The 17,588-nt window shown below is 65.0% G+C and carries 17 protein-coding genes; 15 read left to right on the forward strand and 2 right to left on the reverse strand.

Features of this window, described 5'->3' with window-relative positions; all coding sequences use genetic code 11:
* Nucleotides 1-127 precede the first annotated feature (127 nt).
* From ACYQ6W_RS17935 to ACYQ6W_RS18005, 15 genes are read left to right on the forward strand one after another with little or no spacing between them, the layout of a single operon-like run.
* Nucleotides 128-2,599 (forward strand): phage tail tape measure protein, encoded by a 2,472-nt coding sequence (locus ACYQ6W_RS17935; RefSeq protein WP_459677202.1) that lies wholly within the window; start codon nucleotides 128-130, stop codon nucleotides 2,597-2,599.
* Nucleotides 2,599-4,035 carry a DNA circularization N-terminal domain-containing protein gene (locus ACYQ6W_RS17940; RefSeq protein WP_459677204.1) on the forward strand — a complete coding sequence of 479 codons (1,437 nt, stop codon included), beginning with the start codon at nucleotides 2,599-2,601 and terminating at the stop codon, nucleotides 4,033-4,035. The genes ACYQ6W_RS17935 and ACYQ6W_RS17940 overlap by 1 nt, the downstream gene beginning before the upstream one ends.
* Nucleotides 4,032-5,426: a phage baseplate assembly protein gene (locus ACYQ6W_RS17945; protein ID WP_459677206.1), complete on the forward strand. Its 1,395-nt coding sequence runs from the start codon at nucleotides 4,032-4,034 to the stop codon at nucleotides 5,424-5,426. The genes ACYQ6W_RS17940 and ACYQ6W_RS17945 overlap by 4 nt, the downstream gene beginning before the upstream one ends.
* On the forward strand, nucleotides 5,426-6,088 hold the full coding sequence (locus tag ACYQ6W_RS17950) for a phage baseplate assembly protein domain-containing protein (RefSeq protein ID WP_459677208.1): 663 nt from the start codon (nucleotides 5,426-5,428) through the stop codon (nucleotides 6,086-6,088). Before ACYQ6W_RS17945 ends, ACYQ6W_RS17950 begins: the two co-directional genes overlap by 1 nt.
* 46 nt (nucleotides 6,089-6,134) lie before the next feature.
* On the forward strand, nucleotides 6,135-6,608 hold the full coding sequence (locus ACYQ6W_RS17955) for a phage GP46 family protein (protein ID WP_459677210.1): 474 nt from the start codon (nucleotides 6,135-6,137) through the stop codon (nucleotides 6,606-6,608).
* Complete coding sequence (locus ACYQ6W_RS17960) at nucleotides 6,605-7,690, forward strand: baseplate J/gp47 family protein (RefSeq protein WP_459677212.1); 1,086 nt, start codon at nucleotides 6,605-6,607, stop codon at nucleotides 7,688-7,690. Before ACYQ6W_RS17955 ends, ACYQ6W_RS17960 begins: the two co-directional genes overlap by 4 nt.
* Nucleotides 7,687-8,286, forward strand: a complete 600-nt coding sequence (locus ACYQ6W_RS17965; RefSeq protein WP_459677214.1) for a YmfQ family protein — start codon at nucleotides 7,687-7,689, stop codon at nucleotides 8,284-8,286. Before ACYQ6W_RS17960 ends, ACYQ6W_RS17965 begins: the two co-directional genes overlap by 4 nt.
* Nucleotides 8,286-9,296: a hypothetical protein gene (locus ACYQ6W_RS17970; protein ID WP_459677216.1), complete on the forward strand. Its 1,011-nt coding sequence runs from the start codon at nucleotides 8,286-8,288 to the stop codon at nucleotides 9,294-9,296. The genes ACYQ6W_RS17965 and ACYQ6W_RS17970 overlap by 1 nt, the downstream gene beginning before the upstream one ends.
* 10 nt (nucleotides 9,297-9,306) lie before the next feature.
* Nucleotides 9,307-9,555: a hypothetical protein gene (locus ACYQ6W_RS17975; protein WP_459677217.1), complete on the forward strand. Its 249-nt coding sequence runs from the start codon at nucleotides 9,307-9,309 to the stop codon at nucleotides 9,553-9,555.
* Nucleotides 9,556-9,560: 5 nt separating this feature from the next.
* Nucleotides 9,561-9,884 (forward strand): hypothetical protein, encoded by a 324-nt coding sequence (locus tag ACYQ6W_RS17980; protein WP_459677219.1) that lies wholly within the window; start codon nucleotides 9,561-9,563, stop codon nucleotides 9,882-9,884.
* Entirely contained in the window at nucleotides 9,881-10,459 is a 579-nt protein-coding gene (locus ACYQ6W_RS17985; protein ID WP_459677221.1) for a hypothetical protein, read from the forward strand. Before ACYQ6W_RS17980 ends, ACYQ6W_RS17985 begins: the two co-directional genes overlap by 4 nt.
* A 2-nt stretch (nucleotides 10,460-10,461) precedes the next feature.
* Entirely contained in the window at nucleotides 10,462-10,965 is a 504-nt protein-coding gene (locus ACYQ6W_RS17990) for a hypothetical protein (protein ID WP_459677222.1), read from the forward strand.
* Nucleotides 10,962-12,287, forward strand: a complete 1,326-nt coding sequence (locus ACYQ6W_RS17995) for a hypothetical protein (RefSeq protein ID WP_459677224.1) — start codon at nucleotides 10,962-10,964, stop codon at nucleotides 12,285-12,287. Before ACYQ6W_RS17990 ends, ACYQ6W_RS17995 begins: the two co-directional genes overlap by 4 nt.
* A gap of 3 nt (nucleotides 12,288-12,290) precedes the next feature.
* The gene (locus ACYQ6W_RS18000) at nucleotides 12,291-13,862 is read left to right on the forward strand and encodes a hypothetical protein (RefSeq protein ID WP_459677225.1); all 1,572 of its coding nucleotides are present in this window, start codon (nucleotides 12,291-12,293) and stop codon (nucleotides 13,860-13,862) included.
* 8 nt (nucleotides 13,863-13,870) lie between these two features.
* Nucleotides 13,871-14,290 carry a hypothetical protein gene (locus ACYQ6W_RS18005; protein ID WP_459677226.1) on the forward strand — a complete coding sequence of 140 codons (420 nt, stop codon included), beginning with the start codon at nucleotides 13,871-13,873 and terminating at the stop codon, nucleotides 14,288-14,290.
* Nucleotides 14,291-14,388: 98 nt separating this feature from the next.
* Here ACYQ6W_RS18005 and ACYQ6W_RS18010 read toward each other — a convergent pair whose 3' ends face one another.
* Nucleotides 14,389-15,051 carry a glycosyltransferase gene (locus ACYQ6W_RS18010; protein WP_459677228.1) on the reverse strand — a complete coding sequence of 221 codons (663 nt, stop codon included), beginning with the start codon at nucleotides 15,049-15,051 and terminating at the stop codon, nucleotides 14,389-14,391.
* Nucleotides 15,048-16,835 (reverse strand): glycosyltransferase family 2 protein, encoded by a 1,788-nt coding sequence (locus ACYQ6W_RS18015; protein ID WP_459677229.1) that lies wholly within the window; start codon nucleotides 16,833-16,835, stop codon nucleotides 15,048-15,050. Before ACYQ6W_RS18015 ends, ACYQ6W_RS18010 begins: the two co-directional genes overlap by 4 nt.
* Nucleotides 16,836-17,588 lie beyond the last annotated feature (753 nt).

Genomic DNA, 17,588 nt, shown 5'->3' on the forward strand with positions numbered 1-17,588 from the left:
CGCTGAGGTTGCCTGGCACTTTCGCGGCTGGACGAAGAGCGAGCTGGAGACGCTGACCGCTCAGGACGCCGATTTCTGGTGCCAGGCCGGCCGGCGTCTCCAGCTGATCCTGAAGGACGCCTCCTGAGTGGCCAATGAACTGACTGCCTCCTTCGTCCTCAAGCTCCGCGATCAGCTCTCCTCGGGTCTCGCGAAGCTGGAGAAACAGATCCAGCGGTTGAAGGACCTGGCCAAGAACTTGACCATGGGCGGCATGGACAAGGCCCAGCAGTCGCTCGATCGCGCGACCGCCAGCGCCGGCCAACTCAGCAAGCAGCTCGCGACCATCTCCCCGAATGCACGCCAAGCGTCCCAGGCGGTCGATAGCCTGGGCAACCGCATCGTCTATGTCGGTCGCAATGGCGAGGCGGCCGTGGGCCGCATCAACCGGGCGATCGCCGCGTTGCCGCGATGGGCCGGCGGCTCCGGCACGCGGATCGGCGGCAGCACCGTCGCCAGCGGCATGCCGCTGCTGGCTGGACCTGGTGGCGGCGGTGGTGGCTACGGCGGCGGTGGCTTCTCGGGCTTCCCCCCGCTCAATCCAGGCAACCCCTTTGGGGGTGGCGCAGGCGGTCGCGGTTTCGGCGCGCGGCTACGCGGCCTGGGCGCGGGGATCTCGGGTTACGGCGCCGGGATCTGGGGAGCAGCCCAGAGCTTCCGCGGTGCGACGCAGGAAAGCCTGGGCGCCGGCATGGAAGCGCTGGTCGCGGGCTTCGGGCTGACCGAGCCGATCCGCGAAGCAGCCGAGCTCGACAACATCCTGCGCCATATCGCGATCACGACCGCGACCACGGGCGCAGCTGGGGACAAGATGGTGGCGGACCTTCGGCGGTCCTACCAAGCGCTGGCGCGCGCGACGGGGCAAAGCTCGCTCGATATTGCCGAGGCCGGCTTCTACCTCATCCAGTCCGGCCTGCCGAAGCCGGTGGTGGACAGCCTGACGAAGACCTCGGCGCGGATCGCGACCGCCTATAATGCCAATCCCCTCGAAGTGGCGCGCACCGCCTTCGTCGCGAATGAGAACCTGCACATCGCGCCGGCCGACATGGCGGGGGCACTCGCGAGCCTGGCGCTCGCCGGCAAGGATAGCCATTTCAGCTTCCCGGAGATGGCGCAGCTCTTCCCGCAGGTCGCGGCCTTTGCAGCGAACGTCGGCGAGACAGGCCGCTCCGGCGTCGATCATCTCGGCGCCTTCCTCGCGATCGCGCGCAAGAACACCGCGACCGGCGGTGAGGCGGCAACCAACACCACGGATTTCATCAACCAATTGACGAGCCCCTTCACCGTGAAGCGCTTCGCGGAACTGGGCGTGGATCTGCCGAAGCTGCTTGCGAACGCGAAGAAACAGGGCGCGGATCCGGTCGAGACCGTGCTCGCCAAGGTGCAGCAGATCACGCACGGCAATCCGTTCCTCGTCGGCAGCATCTTCCACAATGAGCAGAGCCGCGGCTTCGTGCTCGCGATGCTGCAGCACTGGGACGAGTATGAGTCCCTGCTCAAGAAGCTGCAGGGTGCGAACCCCTCCATGGTCAACCGCGACTTCGGTGAGGGCCTGAAATCCCTCACCGTGCAGCTCAACCAGTTCAGCGAGGCGCTCCGCCAACTGGCGACGCGCGCCGGCCTCGATTTCATCGGGCCGCTGCGCCTGGTGACCGGCGTGCTGAATGGGGTCAACACGGCGCTCGCCTGGATGGATCAGCATGTGCCGGGGGTCGCTGACGTCTTCCTGACCTCGATCGGCAGTGTGCTCGCCTTCGTGGCGGCCCTCGGCGCGATCGGCGCGGTCTTCCCGTGGCTGAAGACGGGCTGGGGTGTCTTGATGGCCGTCGTGCGCCCCTTCGGCCCGCTGCTGAGTGCGCTGCTGTCGCCGATCGGCCTGGTGCGGGACGCACTGGTGGGGCTCGGCGTGCCGATGTCGCTCGCGACGGCCGCGGTGGGTGCGGTCGCGATTGCGCTGGCGGCGGCCGCCATCACCATCATCACCAATTGGGACCAGTTTAAACCCTTCTTCGTGGACCTCTGGAACGCGGTTAAGCAGAGTTTCCAGGGCTTCACCGATTTCATCGCGGGCGTCTTCACGCTGGACCAGACGCGGATCGTGAAGGGTATGAGCGAGATCTGGAAAGGCACGGCCGGCCAGTTCCGCGCCCTCTGGTCCATCGTCGAAGGCGTCTTCGGCGACTGGCTGAAATGGCTCGACAGCTGGAGCGGTGGCCTCGGCAGCCGCATCCTCGCCGGCATCAAGTCCGGCTGGAATGCCCTGGTGAACGGCCTCACCTCGATGCTCTCGGACCTTGGCGATCGCATCGACAAGGCGCTCGGTGGCCCGATCGAGAAGATGCAGCAGATCGAGCAGTTCATCTCCGACCATCTCGGCGGTGGCACCGGCCAGAGCGCGCCGCCGCTCGCGGAAGCGGCCGTCCCCGGCGGCATCAATGTCGGCGGCACGGTGCAGATTCAGGTGGAGGGTCCCGGCCGCGTGACGCAGACGAAGAGCGCCAATCCGCATGTGCCGCTGCAGGGCGTTGCCGCGCGCGGGCCGATGATGGGCCGCAACTGATGTCCGGCACCGTTGGCGCCGTCTCCGACCTGCTGAGCGTGCCGGACGTCGCCGGCGTCCTGCCAGGGGCCGCCACGACACTCCTGAGCCAGCTGGACGGCCTCCTCCAGACGGCGGCCTATGCTGGGGTCACCTTCGACATGCTCGACGTCCGCGAGGAGATGGGGCGTCGCGTCGTCAAGTTCCTGTTCCCGCATTCCGATGCGGCCGACTATCAGGATCTCGGTGCGCTGCAGGGACCTATGACGGTCACCGGGCTGATCGGCGGGGCGGACTATGTGATTCGCGCCGAGCGGATGCGGGCTGCCTTCCTCGCTAAGGGGCCGACGTCGCTGCTGCATCCCTGGCTCGGCGAGATCCAGGTCATTCTCATGCGGCCTGGCGAGATCCGCTACGACATGGGCGAGCAAGGTCTTGCGCGCGTCCAGTTCGTGGTCGAGCGTTACACGCCACCGGCCGCGGCCGCGACGGATACGCTCGGCGCGCTTCTCACCAAAGCCGACGCGCTGATCGACAGTGCCCAGCTTGCGATCGAACAGCTGCTCGCGCCCGTGGCTCTTCCTCTCACGCTGGTCGCCAGCGTGAGCTCCTTCCTCTCCTCCACCGTCCTGACTTGGTCGAGCATGATCACGGCCGGCACCGGCTCTGCATCGCCCACGGCCGCCATGACGTCGGCCGGCGTCGCGCCCGTGGCGATCGACGGGGATTTCGCATCGGTCTGCCAGCCGTCTCTTAACGCCCTCTCAGCAGGCATCGAGGCGCCGGCGAGCAACGCGGATACGACCTTCGCGGACCAGGTGGCAGCGCTCCTCTTCGCGACGCCGCTCGCGATCGCCGTCGCCGCGCAAGAGCAGAGCGCGCCTGCCATCGGCTCGGCCGCTGGTGCCACGATCGACACCGCGCCCGTGCTTGATCCGACCCAGGCCACGAACTTCCTGCTGGCGACCGCAACGCTCACCGCGGCCCTTGGCACGACGAATGCCGCATCGGCCGCGGGCACGGGTGTACCGGTACTGGCGCTCGCCTCCTCCGCCTCGATCCTCGCCCAGGCGGTCTCTCTCGGCGTCAGCCTCCCCTTCGTGAGCCAGCAGGATGCGGTGGCCTGGCGCGGCACGCTCGATGCGTCGCTCGCGGCACTCGCCGCGCAGGTGGTGGCGATCGGCGTCTCGCAGCCCCTTGCTGCGAATGCCCTCTACCAGGCGCTCGCCGGCTTGCGGTCGGCCCTTGCCGCCGACTTCAATGCCCTCATCGGCCGCCTGCCAGCGGTGAAGACGATCACCACGAACAAGCCGATGTCGGCCTGGCTCATCGCGCTCGCCCTCTCGGGCGATGATCCTTCGAGCATGCAGGGGACACTTAAGGACATCGTCAGCCGCAATGGCATCACCAACCCGGGTGTCGTGCCGGCGGGCAACCTGCAGGTGCTCCAATCATGACGTCGCGGATGAAGCTGGAGATCGACGGAAACGCCTTCACCATGTGGACGCGATCCGAGGTGACGCGGGATCTGCAGGACATCGCTGGCTCCTTCATCTTCGACTACGATGATCTGGAGCGCTTCGACGGCACGGGCGCGATCGCCCAACCCGATCCGGCGGTGCGTGCCGAAGTGGTCGCCAGCGTTCAGGTGGCTCAAGAGGCAATTCGCAACGGGCAGCCGGTGACGATCACGCTCGATGGCGAGACGGTCCTCATCGGCTGGATCGAAGACATCCGCCTGGAGCTACGCGAGGATCGGCTTGTCGCGAGCATCTCGGGACGGGACGCCACCGGCGACCTGGTGGATTGCACGGCGAACCCAACCGGGCCGGCCGAGTATCGCAACATCGATCTGCTGTCCTTCTGCCAGGCGATCGCCAAGCCCTTCGGAATCACGGTGACGTCGCAGGTTTCGACCGGTGATCCCTTTGATACGATCGCGCTCGATGCGAGCGAGCCAGCCATGGCGGCCATCGAGAAAGTGGCGCGGCAGCGCGCCGTCCTCGTGACATCGGATGGCGTGGGCGGCTTGGTGCTGACCGGTCCAGGCACCACGCGCGGCCCGGCCCCGCTGGTGCAAGGGCCAGGCGGAAACGTCCACTACGTGGCGATGATCGACAGCTGGCGCTGCCGTGCCTCCGACTATTACGTGAAGGCCCAGTTCGAGAGCCACCTGGCGCCGGCCGCGCCGCGCCTCGATGCGACCGTGGTGCCCTTCGGCACAAGCGCCCCGCCGCCGCCGGTCCCAGACGCGGACACGCTGCAGAGCAATGCCACGACCGCCATCACGCTCGTCGGGCACGCGATCGACCCCGAGATCAACCGCTACCGGCCGATGGTCTGGCTCGGAAAGACGCAATCGCGCGCCTCCGTTGCCGCGCAGAACACGCCTCCGGTGATCGACCCCAACAACGTGACGGCCGCCGAGGTAATCGCGCTCGGGCGCCGCCACGGCGGCCGCCGGCGGCGCAAGCCGATGAGGCCCCGCACGGATGCCACGCCCTGGACCGTGCAGGACCAGGCCGAGTGGCGGCGCCGGACGCAGATCGCCCTGGGATCGGAGCGGACCTATGAAGTCGTCGGCTGGCGCGCGGGCAGCGACATGCGGCTGTGGCGGCCGAATGAGCTGGTGCAGGTCAATGATTCCTTCACCCTCATCAACGCGGATCGCCTGGTCGCCGCTGTGACCTATCTCGATGGCGAAGACGGCGCGCGCACCCGGCTTCGCGTCGTGCTGCCGGATCTCTACGACCTCAAGGGCGACATCGACACCAGCAACCGGAGTGCCGGCCGCCGCCGGGCGCACCACACCCACGCGATCGACGCGACGGCGGGGAGATACCGCTAATGGCCGGCCCCGATCCTACCTTCGAACCGACCATGCAGCAACGCGGGCAAATCGTCCGTGGCCTGGTGCATGCCGTGAACGACAACGGTGGGAAGCAGACGATCGAGGTCGAGACCCACGACGGTCGCGTGCTCAGCGCGGTGCCGGTCTATTTCCCATTCGGCTTCAGCAGTCGCGTGCCGGCTGCAGGCGCGGTGGCGCCGGTTCTCGCGGCCGGGGGGGATCAGAGCGACCCTATAGCGCTTCCGCCCGAGAACCCCGGCGCCGCGCGCTTCGGCAACCTGGCCGACGGCGAGTCCGTGATGTATGACCTCGCCGGCAATCGGCTACATTTTCGCAATGGTGAGTTGGCCGAACTCATCGCCGTCAAGGTCCTGATCCATACACAGCAGGCGACGGTCACGTCCGAAGAAGAAGCCATCATCAACCTGCCACAGGGGGGCGTAATCAACGGCGACCTGGTGCAGAACGGCAACCTCACCGTGAACGGCGATCTCGGCGTCGTCAGCGATGGCGAGTCAGGCGGCAACGTCACCGCGAAGAACGTCGCGGCCTCGGGTGAGGTGTCGGATCACAAGTCCAGCATGGACGGCATGCGCGCGATCTACAACGATCACACCAACCCACCCGGCGGCACGGAAACCCCTCCGCAGCAGATGTAGGCCATCCCCGCGGGTGCGGGGATGATGCGCGCCTTGCGCGCGCGCGATGCTCGCGCCCATGTGGTGCGACATCGGTCTCAAGGTTGATCCGATCACGGGCAAATTCGACGTCGCTTTGGCGAACGGCGATGTCGTGCTCGATCGCACCCCCGCGACGCCGCTTCTCATCAGCCTACTGACCGATCGCCGCGCCGAGCCGGGAGATGTGCTGCCTGTCTCGCCACCGCCCGGTGGCCCGATCTTCAACGCACGGCGCGGATGGGTGGGCGATGCGCTCGATCGCAAGGGCGATCGCATCGGCTCCAGGCTCTGGCTTCTCTCTCGGGCGAAGCAGACCGAGGACACGCGGCTGCTTGCGCTCTCCTATGCCACCCAGGCCACGGGATGGATCAAGGCGAAGGTCGCGGCCGCCGGTGCGGACGATCTGACCATCAGCGCACGGTGGGTGCGTAAGGGCGTCTTAGGCCTCGTCTTCAAGGTCGGTAAGATCACGCTCAACGTGCCGGTGCGCACGACATGACCTGGCCGATCCCATCCCCGTCCGACATCTCGGATCGCTATTCCGCCGCCCTTGAGGCGGCGCTCTCGACCGACCCAGATGGCAACCCGCAGGATGTCGACGCGCGGAGCTCCGATACCCTGCTGGGCGTCATGGCGCGCACGCATGGCGAGGTCGGATACGAGGAGTATCTGTTTCAGGCGAACGTCGCCAAAGAGCAGTTCCCTGATACGGCCGTGCAGGAGCTTGCGCGGCATGGTCGGTTGTGGGGTGTGCCCCGCGTTCCCGCGAAGTTTGCCTCCGGCCAAGTGATTTTCACGGCGACGAATGCCTGCACCGTTGACGCTGGCGCCAGGCTCTATCTGGGCAGCACCTACTGGGATCTGACCGCCGATCTCGCGGTGGCTGCTGGCGGCACCGCGACGGGCATCGTCGTCGCGGAACTGTCAGGTGCCGCGGGGAATCTTGCGGCCGGTTCCAGCCTTCAGCTTCAGTCACCGGTCGCAGGCCTGACAGTACAGGCTGCGTCCGTCGCCGCCGGCGGCATCACTGGGGGCGCCGACATCCAGTCGCTCGACGATTGGCGCGCTGCGATCGTCGACCGCATCCGCAATCCGGCCGCCGGCGGCAACGCCAATGACTTCGAGACTTGGGCGCGGGCGGCCGGCGCGAAATACGCCAAATGCGTCCCGAACTGGCAGGGTCCTGGCACCGTTGGCGTGATCATCGCCATGGCGGGGCCGCGTCCGCCGACGTCCGATGAGCTCGCGGCCGTGCAGGCCTATATCGATGGCGTGCGGCCGGTAACCGGCACGACCTACGTCATCGGTGCCACGCTCTCGACGACACCGATGCAGATCACGCTCAATCCGGACACTGCGGGTGCGCGGATCGCCGTCCAGGCCGCGGTCGATCTCTTCTATCTGTCGGACGCCTATGCCGGGCAGATCGGCGGCACGATCTTCAAGAGCCGCCTCTCCGACGCAATCAGCGCAGTCTCCGGCGAGATCAGCCATCGCATCTATCTGCCGGCGGCCGATGTCACGGTTGGCAATACGGTGCTCCCCATCACGAGTGCCATCACCTGGACGGCGCCGTCATGAGCCGCACCCAGGACCAGGTTCTCGATGAGATCTACGGCACCCTTCCCGAGGGGGATGGTTGGCCAGGAAGAGGCTCGCAGCTGCTGAAGCTCTTTGCGGGGCTCGCGGCCTGTAATGCGGATCTAGAAGCCTCGGCCGAGAGCATGGCCCTGGAGATTGATCCGCGAAGCGCTGTGCACCTGCTCGAAGACTTCGAGCGCTGCCTTGGGCCTGATCCGTTCGGGCGCGATGCCGGCGCCTTGACCGTCGAGCAGCGGGCGTTGCTCGCCTATCAGCGTTGGACCTCGCGCGGTGGATTGTCGGTTCCCTATTTCATCGCGCTCGCGGCCGCGCTCGGTGTCACCGTGTCGATCGAGGAATTCACCCGGAACGTCTGCGGTCGCATGCGGTGCGGCAGCCCGCTGCGGCCACATCCCAACCAATTCATCTGGCGCGTGACCATGCCAGAGAGCTCGGTGACGACGTTCCGCACCGGCATTTCACGCGCGGGTCAGGCGCTTGGAAGGATTGCCCGCAACACGCTGGTCGAGACGGCGTTCCAGGCCCTGAAACCGCCCTACACCGAGATCGTCTTCAACTACTCCGGAGCCGCCTGATGCAACGCGTTCCCTTGACGACGCAGGGCGTCATCACGCTCCCCAACGGTCATCCTGGCTACCAGGATGCGAACCTGGCTGCCGGCATCGACGGCACGGATGTCGTCGCCGCTATCATGAACACGCACCAGGAAGAGCTGGCTGCGGTCGTGGAATTTGACGGCACCGTGCTTGATCCGAACGACAATGCTCAGCTGCTGGCCGCGATCAGGCGTATGATGCGCACCCGAATCATCGGTGGCACCCTGAACGTCTACGTGTCGCCCGCAGGTGACGACACGAATGCAGGCACCACGGCAGATGCACCGTTCCAAACGATCAATGGTGCCCTGAGATCGGTGGCGTCCGACTACGATCTGACTGGCACCCAGCTCGTCATAAACCTCGCAGCAGGGACCTATGCCGGATGCACCGTTGATGGGGTGCAGGTCCGATCCGCCGTGTCGATCGTCGGAAATCTCTCTGCCCCCGGAACAGTAACTGTCAACGGGGTCAACGCGGCGGCGGTTTACGCGACGCACGGTGCGATCGTGACCGTCTCCGGCTTCACGGTGACCGCGTCCGGCACCGGCGGTGACTATGTCACTGGCGGCCTCGGCCTCTATGCCGCGATCGGATCTAGCATCGCCATTGGTGCGAGCATGGTCTTCGCCATATGCGCTGTTGCGCACATCTCTTCATCACTGGCGGCCTATATTGGTCCGAGCGTCGTGGGTCAGGGCTACACGGTCACCGGAGGCGCGCAATATCACTGGACCGCCACGAATGGCGGAGCGGTCTCATGGGCAGACTGCTCGATGACGATCTTGAACAATCCGAATTTCTCGCAGGTTTTTGCTCAAGCAGTCGGAAGCGGCATCGTCAACGCGTGGAGCGTCTCGTTCAACGGAGCCGCTACTGGCATTCGCTACTACGCGGCCTCATTCGGCTCGATCGGCGTTCATGGCGCCGGCGCAAATTACCTCCCCGGCAACGCCGCGGGATCGGTCGACAACGGTCTCTACGGTTAGGACGCGCGAAATGCCCACTTACAGGATCGATAGATGGTATTGGTCGGTCGCAGCGGTGAACCCGGCGACCCAGGTTTATTCGAGCGCGAGCGCGTCCTTTGTTGGGCTAACTGACGCGGCTTACCAGCAGTTCCTATCGGACGGCGGAACCCCAACGAAGATCGACACGGAAGCTGATCTGGTCTGGGTCTTCAGCAACGCCAACTATCCGCAGGGCGCAGCCGGATTAACGGCCTCTGCCGCTTCGGTGGCGAGCTGAGACGCATGAGCCCGTCTTTCATCTTCAAGCGCGGCACGACCTTCGTCCTGATGCTTCAGGCTCAGGATGACGCGTCGGGCGATCCGCACGACCTGACGGGCTCGACGATCGCCTCGCAGCTGCGCAACAGCCTGGGTGAGCTGGTGGCCGAGCTGACGGCCGCGCCAGACACACAGTTTCAGACCTGGGTCCGCTTGTCCTTCGCTGGCGACACGAGCGCCTGGCCGCTCGGCATGCTCAGCTGCGACGTGCGCGTCACCAATCCGGACGGCACGAATTGGGCGACGGAGACGATCACGATTCAAGTCGTCGAGCGGGTGACCCAATGAGCCTGCAGCCATCGCCCTCAGGTCCCGCTTCCGTCGTGATCGCTGGTGGGCTGCCAGGTGCGCCTGGCGTTTCGGCCTATATCGGCGCCGGCGCGCCTGCGGCCGCCCTGGGCAATAATGGCGACAGCTACATCGATGCCAACACAGGAGATATTTGGGCGAAGTCCTCGGACGTCTGGACCAATACTGGCATGACGCTGATCGGCGCGGCGAGCGAAGATGCCGCTGCCCTCGCGGTACCGCTCTTGCTCAAGCAGGTTGTGCGGCAACCCTCCATTATCATCGACGGACCGACCTCCCTGACGTCCGACATCCACGGTGGAAAGACGCTCGTCCTTCAGCCAGGCGCGCAGATCGCAATCGATTGGAACGACACCGGCGATGGCTTTGGCTGCGTCGTGATCAATCGCTCCGGTGTCTCGATCTTCCCAATGCTGAGTAACTTCTCAATGCCCGTTCCACAGAATGGTGCGGGGGTTGCGATTGCTGCTCCGGGCGTGGCGTCAGTCTTATGCATTGGACTGGATGGCGGCGCGACGTCTGAGTGCTGGCTCACCGGTGCGGTTACCGGCTGACCATGGCGCAGATTGTTAATCCTGCAGCGCTTGGAATCCCCGGCAGCGACACCAGCGGCAACGAGATCCCCTGGTCGCTCGTCCTTAAGGCAAACGCCTTTGCGCTCGATCTCCTAAGCAGCACACAGATACTCGGGAGCGCATCCAACCTGCCTGGCTACTGCGCCACGCTGCCGTTCACGCCGAGCGGACCGGACATGACGTCCACCACCGTTTTCATGGATGCGCCGACCCACACGCTCTACGGGCCGCCGGGTGAAACGCCCCAAAGCGCAGACATGTCCTCCACGGCGGGCTTCCTCGACGCGGCCTCAGGGCATTTCTACGCCCCGTCAGGTGTCGTTCCCGAGCCGGCGAACCTCTCCACGACGTCTGTTCTGGCCGACGCCCCATCCGGGCACGCCTTCTCCGCAATCACCCCTGAGCCCGCTGCTGTCGGCACCGCCACCGTCGTGGTGGGGGCTGACATCGGCTCGTTCGCCACTCCTGGGAGCATCCCGCAATGACGACCACGCTGCAGGCCTATCCCGTCGCCCAGGTGATGAACGACTATCGGGCAACGCCCGCGACCTACGTCGACAGCTCCGGCACGCTGCAGGATGCGCCGATCAACAGCCTCCTGCTCGACTACGACCCGACGACGCTCATCCTGCGGGGCTACGTCGCGCGGGAGAGCCGCACGAACCTCATCCGGAATCCGAGGATGGTCGGAGCCGCGGCCGGCTCACCGGGAACTGCGCCCACGAACTGGACGCTTGAGCCCGGCACACAAGGCATCATTGCTTCCATCGTCAACGTGGGAGTGGAGAACGGCCGCGATTTCATCGACGTCAATTTCGCTGGAACGATCACCGCGGCTGGTATCGGCATCACCTATCTCGAAACCACGACGGGCGCGCCGATCGCTGCGAACACGAACTATACCTATAGCGCAGGCTTCAAGCTGCTGTCGGGTTCGATGTCGAATTTCAACCTGACGCTCGGCTTGACGACACTGACGTCCGCCGGTGCCAACGACCAAGTCGTCACGAGCTCGAATTTCGGCGCGACAGGAACCCTGGCCTGGCAGACCTTCACGCTTCTGACGAATTCCACTGCCGCCTATATCCGCCCGTCGATCGGGGTCGCGGGAACGGTCATCGGCGGGGTCGTCAATGCTACGATCCGTATCTATGACCCAAGCTGCGAGGTTGGGACATTCCGCTCGACCACGATCCGGCCGCCGGCCGGCACGATCGCCACCGCCGTGCGCGGCGGCGATGACATCCGCCTCAGCCTGCAATCGGCCTGGCTTGACGGAGTGGCCGACACCATCCTCGTCGAGGCGACGCTGCCTCAGGCGGCGCCGTCCGGTCAGGACCAGGGGCTCTTCCGCCTCGACGACGGCACCGATGCCAACAAGTTCGTCCTAGTCAACGTGGCAGGCGGCACGTCCATCCATGCCCAGCTGACGCTAGGCGGCACGCTGGTTTCAGATTTGACGCTGGGGGCGATGGTGCCGGGATCCCCGTTCCGGGTAATCGCGGGCTACTCGTTGACCGTGGGCAGCGGCGTCACCGCGGGCATCGTCAGCGGCGGCAACCGGGCGGCCGGTGCGCCTGCGGTTGCTTCGGTGCCGACCTTTACGCGCGCCCTGGTCGGGCGCAGCAGCCTCAACGCCGGCCGAGCGATCGAGGAGAGCGCGCGACACGCCAATGGCCAGATCGCCGAGATCATGATCGCAAAGGGCGTCGTCCTCGACGAAAACACGATGCTCTACATGAGCCAGATGAACCTGACCGTGGGAGTTTTGCTCGCAAATTCAGGTGTCGTTCTGGGTGGGTCGTAACCCATGGTAAACATGCCCATATTTGGGCCGCCAGCCTCACAGTTGCCGAGGATCTCGCAAGCCGACGCGGAAACTGGGCTTGGCATTTTTGGGGTAGGCCGTCTTGGGACGCCTTATCCGTATGTCGGCCTTATCACCCCGGCCATCCTCGCTCAGCTCCTCGGCACGTCCACCAGTGGCTTCTCGCTCGCCGAGATGACCGCCTTCGATGCCATGACCCTCTCGACCGGCCGCGCTCTTTGTGTATCCCGGAAGATGCAGACGCAGCCGATCATCGACACGAGCTACAATATCTTCGACCCGGATGGTCAGAGCTTTACGGTGGGCGTGGGCGGCGACCCGCTTCTGACCACTACGGCACTGACCGCCGGCGTGCTCATGGTCGGCACGAACCAACAGTTCACGGTGCTCGGCAATGGTAGCCGGGTCCCGGCTGGGTCGGCAGCGCTTAACCCCTTGATTGCGACTGGTAGTGACGAGGGGTTCTCGGTCGCGGCCACCTACGCTTTCAAGATGCTGGACTTCGGTGCTCAAGGTCAGCCGCCGTCGAACGGTGATCGAGCGATCGTCTCGAACTATCTCGGGACTGGGGGCAAGACCATCGAGCAGTTGTCGTATTCGGCGGCACCGGTCGCGCCGGCAACCAAGAACCTGTTTGGCGGCAAGCTCGATGTGCTTCAGTCTCAGCACGATCTGGCGGTGGCGGCGGGCAAGACGCCCAATCTGACCGCCATTCTCTTCGATCAGGGGCAATATAACTACAACCAGGCGAGCGGGACGCATGACGCAGCGACCTGGGCTGCCCTCGTCGGTCAATACATCGATGATACCAACACCTATGCGACCCAGGCCATCTTCAGCCAAGCACTGCCGCCCCTGTGGGTGGTGCAGCAGCCAGGCGGCGCTTGGGCGGTGGACATCTACCAGAAGCTCGGCATCGCGAACGGCGCGATCATGCTGGCGCAGGGGCGGCCGGATGTCGTCCTCGCTCAACCTGACTTCAACTATCCGAGCCACCAGGACGGCGCGGGCGGCACGCTGAATGGCCACCCCACGACGAACGCCTACCGCTGGATGGGGTGCAAACTGGCGCAGGTCCTCTATGAGGTCCTGATCCTCGGCAGGAACTGGGACTATATGCGCCCCCTGTTCATCTGGTGGCGCGGGCAGACGATCATGATCGGGGTCAATCCGAAGGTCGGCCCCCTTCGGTTCACGCTGCCATATGCCGGCTACACGAGGGTCGCCGCCGGTGCCTTTCCAAACCAAGGCTTCGAAGCCGTCGATCCCAGCGGTCAGGCGATCGAGATTTCCTCCGTGAGCCTCTTTGGCTCAGGGACGATCGTCATCAGGTTGGCCTCGACTCCGTCAGGCCCTCCGACCGTCAACTGCGGCGGCCGTGCAGCTGCCGGCGGCAACACCTTCATCACTGACTCCGATCCCTGGGTTGCTCCGTTGAGCTGGACCTATGCCGCCGGCATGGACCCTTCGGAGAATGACCCCGCGATGGTCGGCAAGCCTTATCCCATGGCCAACTGGCTGCTCGCCTTTTCGGAAGTGGCGATAGCGGTTTGAGCTCAGTGATGCCCGAGATTGCCGCTCTCCCCTGGGACGTCTTTCTGAAATGGCTTTTCGGCGGATCGGGCATCAGTTTGCCCCTGGTCGTGACTCTCTATCTCACGCGCCGAAGTCAGAACCTGCAGCGCGACCAGCAAAAAGCGGCGGCCTCGGCGGAAGCTGTGGGCGGCCTTGTCCAGCTAAACGCCGCCTTGCGTGCCGAGCTCGACCGCTACATACGAGAGATCGAGCTGCTGAGATCTGCTCGCTGGTCAGTCGAAGACGTCCTGCTCGAATTGCACAGCGCCGCGATCGCCGCACGCGCTATGGTCCATGATCTTCAGCGCTCTGCCGGCATAACTCTAACCGACTTCCCGGCGCTGCCTCAGCCGGGTTGGAGCGCCACCTCAAAACCATCCGAGACCCACTCCCGAGACCCGCCCTAGAAGCCTCTAAGAGGCATATCAGAGACGCTTAAGGGGAGCCGAAGCTCCCCTTTTTGGTTCGCATTTCAAGTGAGAAATTTCGCAAATCAAGTGCGCCGCTACAGACGGCGCGGGTTCTGAAAGACGTGGAAGCGCGGATCGCTGCTCAGGCGATAGCGAATCCGGTCATATTCCTCGTTCGGCGTTCCGTCGTCACTGATGATGCAAATCCAGTTCCCATGCGTCTGGGCCAACAGTGACTCGATCTGGGCGGTAAACAGCTTGGGGGGCGGATTGTAGGTCGCCATGCAAATGGCGACACGCGGACCGGACTCGGGCCAGGTGACAGAAAGGGGGGATGCCCCATAGCCCGGGCGGAGACGCAGTTGACCGAGCTGCTTGTCGATCGTCTGGCCGCTCTCCAAAGTGACGCGCAGAGTCAGCGTCACATCGCGTTCAGTGACGACCGGCGAGAAGGACACGAAGCCGTCGAAACCGCTCATCAGGCTTGCGCCGCTTTCGTCGGAGGTAGGGCATTCGACGGCGAAGATATCGGGTCTCGCCCAGGAGTGTTGGGCGATCGGCTGGGCGGTGTCGTCCACCAGTACGGCGAGGTCGCGCACGATCGAGGATGGCGCGTAGCACCACCCCTGCAGGCGCAACACCAATCCCTTGCCGACATAGAGATCCTGCGGAAGTGCTTCGTCCAGCCCATGGATCAGAAGCGGCGACGGAAGCGGCGAGGGCGGCACGGGTCGCACGTCGATTACCTGGTCGCTCATCGTGCTGCCCTCGCCTGAGCCCAGGATCGCGGCGCAGCGGTGCCCTGTCGCAGACGAAACCGATGGTCCTGCCGGTCGAAGTTCGGATTGTAGAAAGGGTCGTGGTCCAACACGTCGCTCCAGCGTTCGCGCATGTAATCGGCTTCGCGCGCAGCGCGGTCGATCTGTTCGGGTGAGGCATCCGGTCCGCGGGAGACGGATTCCAGATGGTAGAGTTCAGCAAAGGGCGTCCAGATGATGCGTAAGCCGAGCGTCCGAATGCGCAGGCAGAGGTCAACGTCATTGAAGGAGATCGGCAGGTTGATCTCGTCGAGTCCGCCAGCCTGGAGATAGACGTCGCGCCGGAGCGCGAGGCAAGCCCCGGTCACCGCCGACACCTCCCGCGTCAGCATCAGCTGGCCGAAGTAGCCCGTGTCGTCTCGTTCTGCGCCATGGCCGAAATGTCCAGCCACGCCGGGGCCGCCTGCATGCGTGCCGACGCCAAGGACGACGCCTGCATGCTGAACGCGGCCGTCGCCGTAGAGAAGGCGCGCACCTACTGCGCCGACGTCCGGCCGGAGGGCGTGGGAGACGAGTTCCCGAAGCCAGCCGCTCTCGATGACCTCGACATCGTTGTTGAGCAGCAGGACGATTTCGCCCGTTGCCGCCGCCACCGCCCGATTGTTCATGGCCGCGTAGTTGAAGGGACCAGGATAGTGGAGGATGCGCACCCGCGGGTCACTGCCCGTCAGCCGCTCGAACAAGCCGAAGGTCTCTCCCTCGCGGCTGTCATTGTCGACGATGAGGACTTCGAAGTTTGCGTAGCCGGTGCGGTAGAGCAGGCCGGCGATGCAGCGGCTGACGAGATCCGCGTGATCGCGCGTCGGCAGCACGACGGACACACGCGGCGCCGGCACAGGCACGGGCCAGCTCAGCCTGGAGAATCCACTCTCGTGCTCGGGACCTGTCAGTTGCACCTCTGTCTGGCCGGTGTGATCGAGATAGCGCCGAACGGCAGCGGGGCTCGGTGCCTGCCCGCGCCAGCGCTGATTTGATGACTCGCCGTCGCTGTTGCCATCCAGGAGATGGTGATAGAGGACGGCGGGGATATGCCGAATGGCGGCCGCACCATGGCGCGCCGCGAAGCGGAGGGCGAGATCATGCCCATCGGCAATCGGTGCCTCCGGATCGCAGAGATCGAGCGCGACGCTGCGCCGATAGGCTGCTGAGGGCCCGACCAGATGGTGGGTGAGCGCGAGCTCGACGTTCCAGTCCGGCTTGAAAAACGGCCATTGGCGACGGCCCTTGCCGTCGACGCAATCCTCGTCTGTATAAATGAGATCGGTGTGCGGTCGAGCCCCGATCGCGACCGCCATCTCGTAGAGGGCGTCTGGTGCGAGAGCGCCCGACGGTTCGGCGAGGATGGCGAAATCACCGCGCGCCATCGTCAAAGCCCAAGCAAGAGGATCTGCCGGCCGGACATGACGGAGGTTGATCCAGCGCAACCGCTCTGAAAGCTCGCTGTCCAGAAGTGGTGTCTCCGGCTCTTCATCGCCGAGCACCAGAACCTCCCATTCACCGTAGCATTGGGCTTCGAGCGAGCGCAGGAGGGGCTGTGCGCGGTCTCCACCCTCCGTCACGACGATCACAGAGAACAGAGGCCGAGTGGGAAGTGCGGCCGCCGCGGCTTTTATCGTCTCGAGCTCCGTCTCGCGCAACGTGTCATAAGCCGCGACCCAGCGGTCGTAATCGGTCTCTGGAATCCCATCATCGAACCGGCGCAGGCTGGTGCTCGCCAACGGCATCGGCGTTGCGGATAGGTCCTCTGGTAGCGCGCGTGTTTGAAATGTCCCGAGACGACGGCGGATTCCCATGAGGCGATCCCTGAGCGCGCGCAGCGGCCGCGTTAGTCGCCAGGACGAGGAGCCGAGGAGTGCGTCGCGCTCCGCGGCGATCGCGGAGCGGTCCGCCTCCGTTTCGGCAAGGTCACGGGCGAGCCGCTGCACGATCTCTCGCAGCTCTGCACGTTCCGCAGCCGCGGAGAGAAGGGAATCGATTGGTCCTGCGCGCTTGATTCGCGAATCCGAAGGCACCTTCTGCGATATCAGCATAGGGGTGGTGATGGTGGGGTCCTCAAGCGCGACTAGGGGGAGCAGCACGGCAGACGGTCAACATCGAGTGAAGATGCCGCGTATCCGTCGGTTGCTAGTTACAATTGTCCTCTCGCCTATCGAGAGCCGGTTTGGCAACGGGCTCATCGTTCACGTTCCGGATAGGTTTGGTCTCGATTTTTCGGAATTGGCCAATTTCCGCTGCTTTTTTGCTGGACTCTTGGTCTTGACAAATCTGCGAGCCTCAGGGCGGGGCATTGTCAATGCAACCATAGCGCGCAACGCATCGGCCGGTTGCATGCCGCGCCAGACTCTCGACCTGGACGCCGGGAAAGCAGCCCTTTCGGCCGGTTAGGGCGGGGGCCGCCTGAAGCCCCAGCTTTTGGAGACGGCCGCTACCGTCGTTCCGGCGGCGAGAGCAGAGCGCGGCATACGCGGCCTCGTGAA

The sequence above is a fragment of the Acidisoma sp. 7E03 genome, from assembly GCF_054665075.1.

Coding starts and splice junctions, on each gene's coding strand:
- ACYQ6W_RS18015 (WP_459677229.1), bottom strand. CDS start 16,835: ATGCCGTTGGCGAGCACCAGCCTGCGCCGGTTCGATGATGGGATTCCA.
- ACYQ6W_RS17985 (WP_459677221.1), top strand. CDS start 9,881: ATGAGCCTGCAGCCATCGCCCTCAGGTCCCGCTTCCGTCGTGATCGCT.
- ACYQ6W_RS17970 (WP_459677216.1), top strand. CDS start 8,286: ATGCAACGCGTTCCCTTGACGACGCAGGGCGTCATCACGCTCCCCAAC.
- ACYQ6W_RS17950 (WP_459677208.1), top strand. CDS start 5,426: ATGGCCGGCCCCGATCCTACCTTCGAACCGACCATGCAGCAACGCGGG.
- ACYQ6W_RS17990 (WP_459677222.1), top strand. CDS start 10,462: ATGGCGCAGATTGTTAATCCTGCAGCGCTTGGAATCCCCGGCAGCGAC.
- ACYQ6W_RS18005 (WP_459677226.1), top strand. CDS start 13,871: ATGCCCGAGATTGCCGCTCTCCCCTGGGACGTCTTTCTGAAATGGCTT.
- ACYQ6W_RS17980 (WP_459677219.1), top strand. CDS start 9,561: ATGAGCCCGTCTTTCATCTTCAAGCGCGGCACGACCTTCGTCCTGATG.
- ACYQ6W_RS18000 (WP_459677225.1), top strand. CDS start 12,291: ATGGTAAACATGCCCATATTTGGGCCGCCAGCCTCACAGTTGCCGAGG.
- ACYQ6W_RS17940 (WP_459677204.1), top strand. CDS start 2,599: ATGTCCGGCACCGTTGGCGCCGTCTCCGACCTGCTGAGCGTGCCGGAC.
- ACYQ6W_RS17975 (WP_459677217.1), top strand. CDS start 9,307: ATGCCCACTTACAGGATCGATAGATGGTATTGGTCGGTCGCAGCGGTG.
- ACYQ6W_RS17965 (WP_459677214.1), top strand. CDS start 7,687: ATGAGCCGCACCCAGGACCAGGTTCTCGATGAGATCTACGGCACCCTT.
- ACYQ6W_RS17995 (WP_459677224.1), top strand. CDS start 10,962: ATGACGACCACGCTGCAGGCCTATCCCGTCGCCCAGGTGATGAACGAC.
- ACYQ6W_RS17955 (WP_459677210.1), top strand. CDS start 6,135: ATGCTCGCGCCCATGTGGTGCGACATCGGTCTCAAGGTTGATCCGATC.
- ACYQ6W_RS17960 (WP_459677212.1), top strand. CDS start 6,605: ATGACCTGGCCGATCCCATCCCCGTCCGACATCTCGGATCGCTATTCC.
- ACYQ6W_RS17945 (WP_459677206.1), top strand. CDS start 4,032: ATGACGTCGCGGATGAAGCTGGAGATCGACGGAAACGCCTTCACCATG.
- ACYQ6W_RS18010 (WP_459677228.1), bottom strand. CDS start 15,051: ATGAGCGACCAGGTAATCGACGTGCGACCCGTGCCGCCCTCGCCGCTT.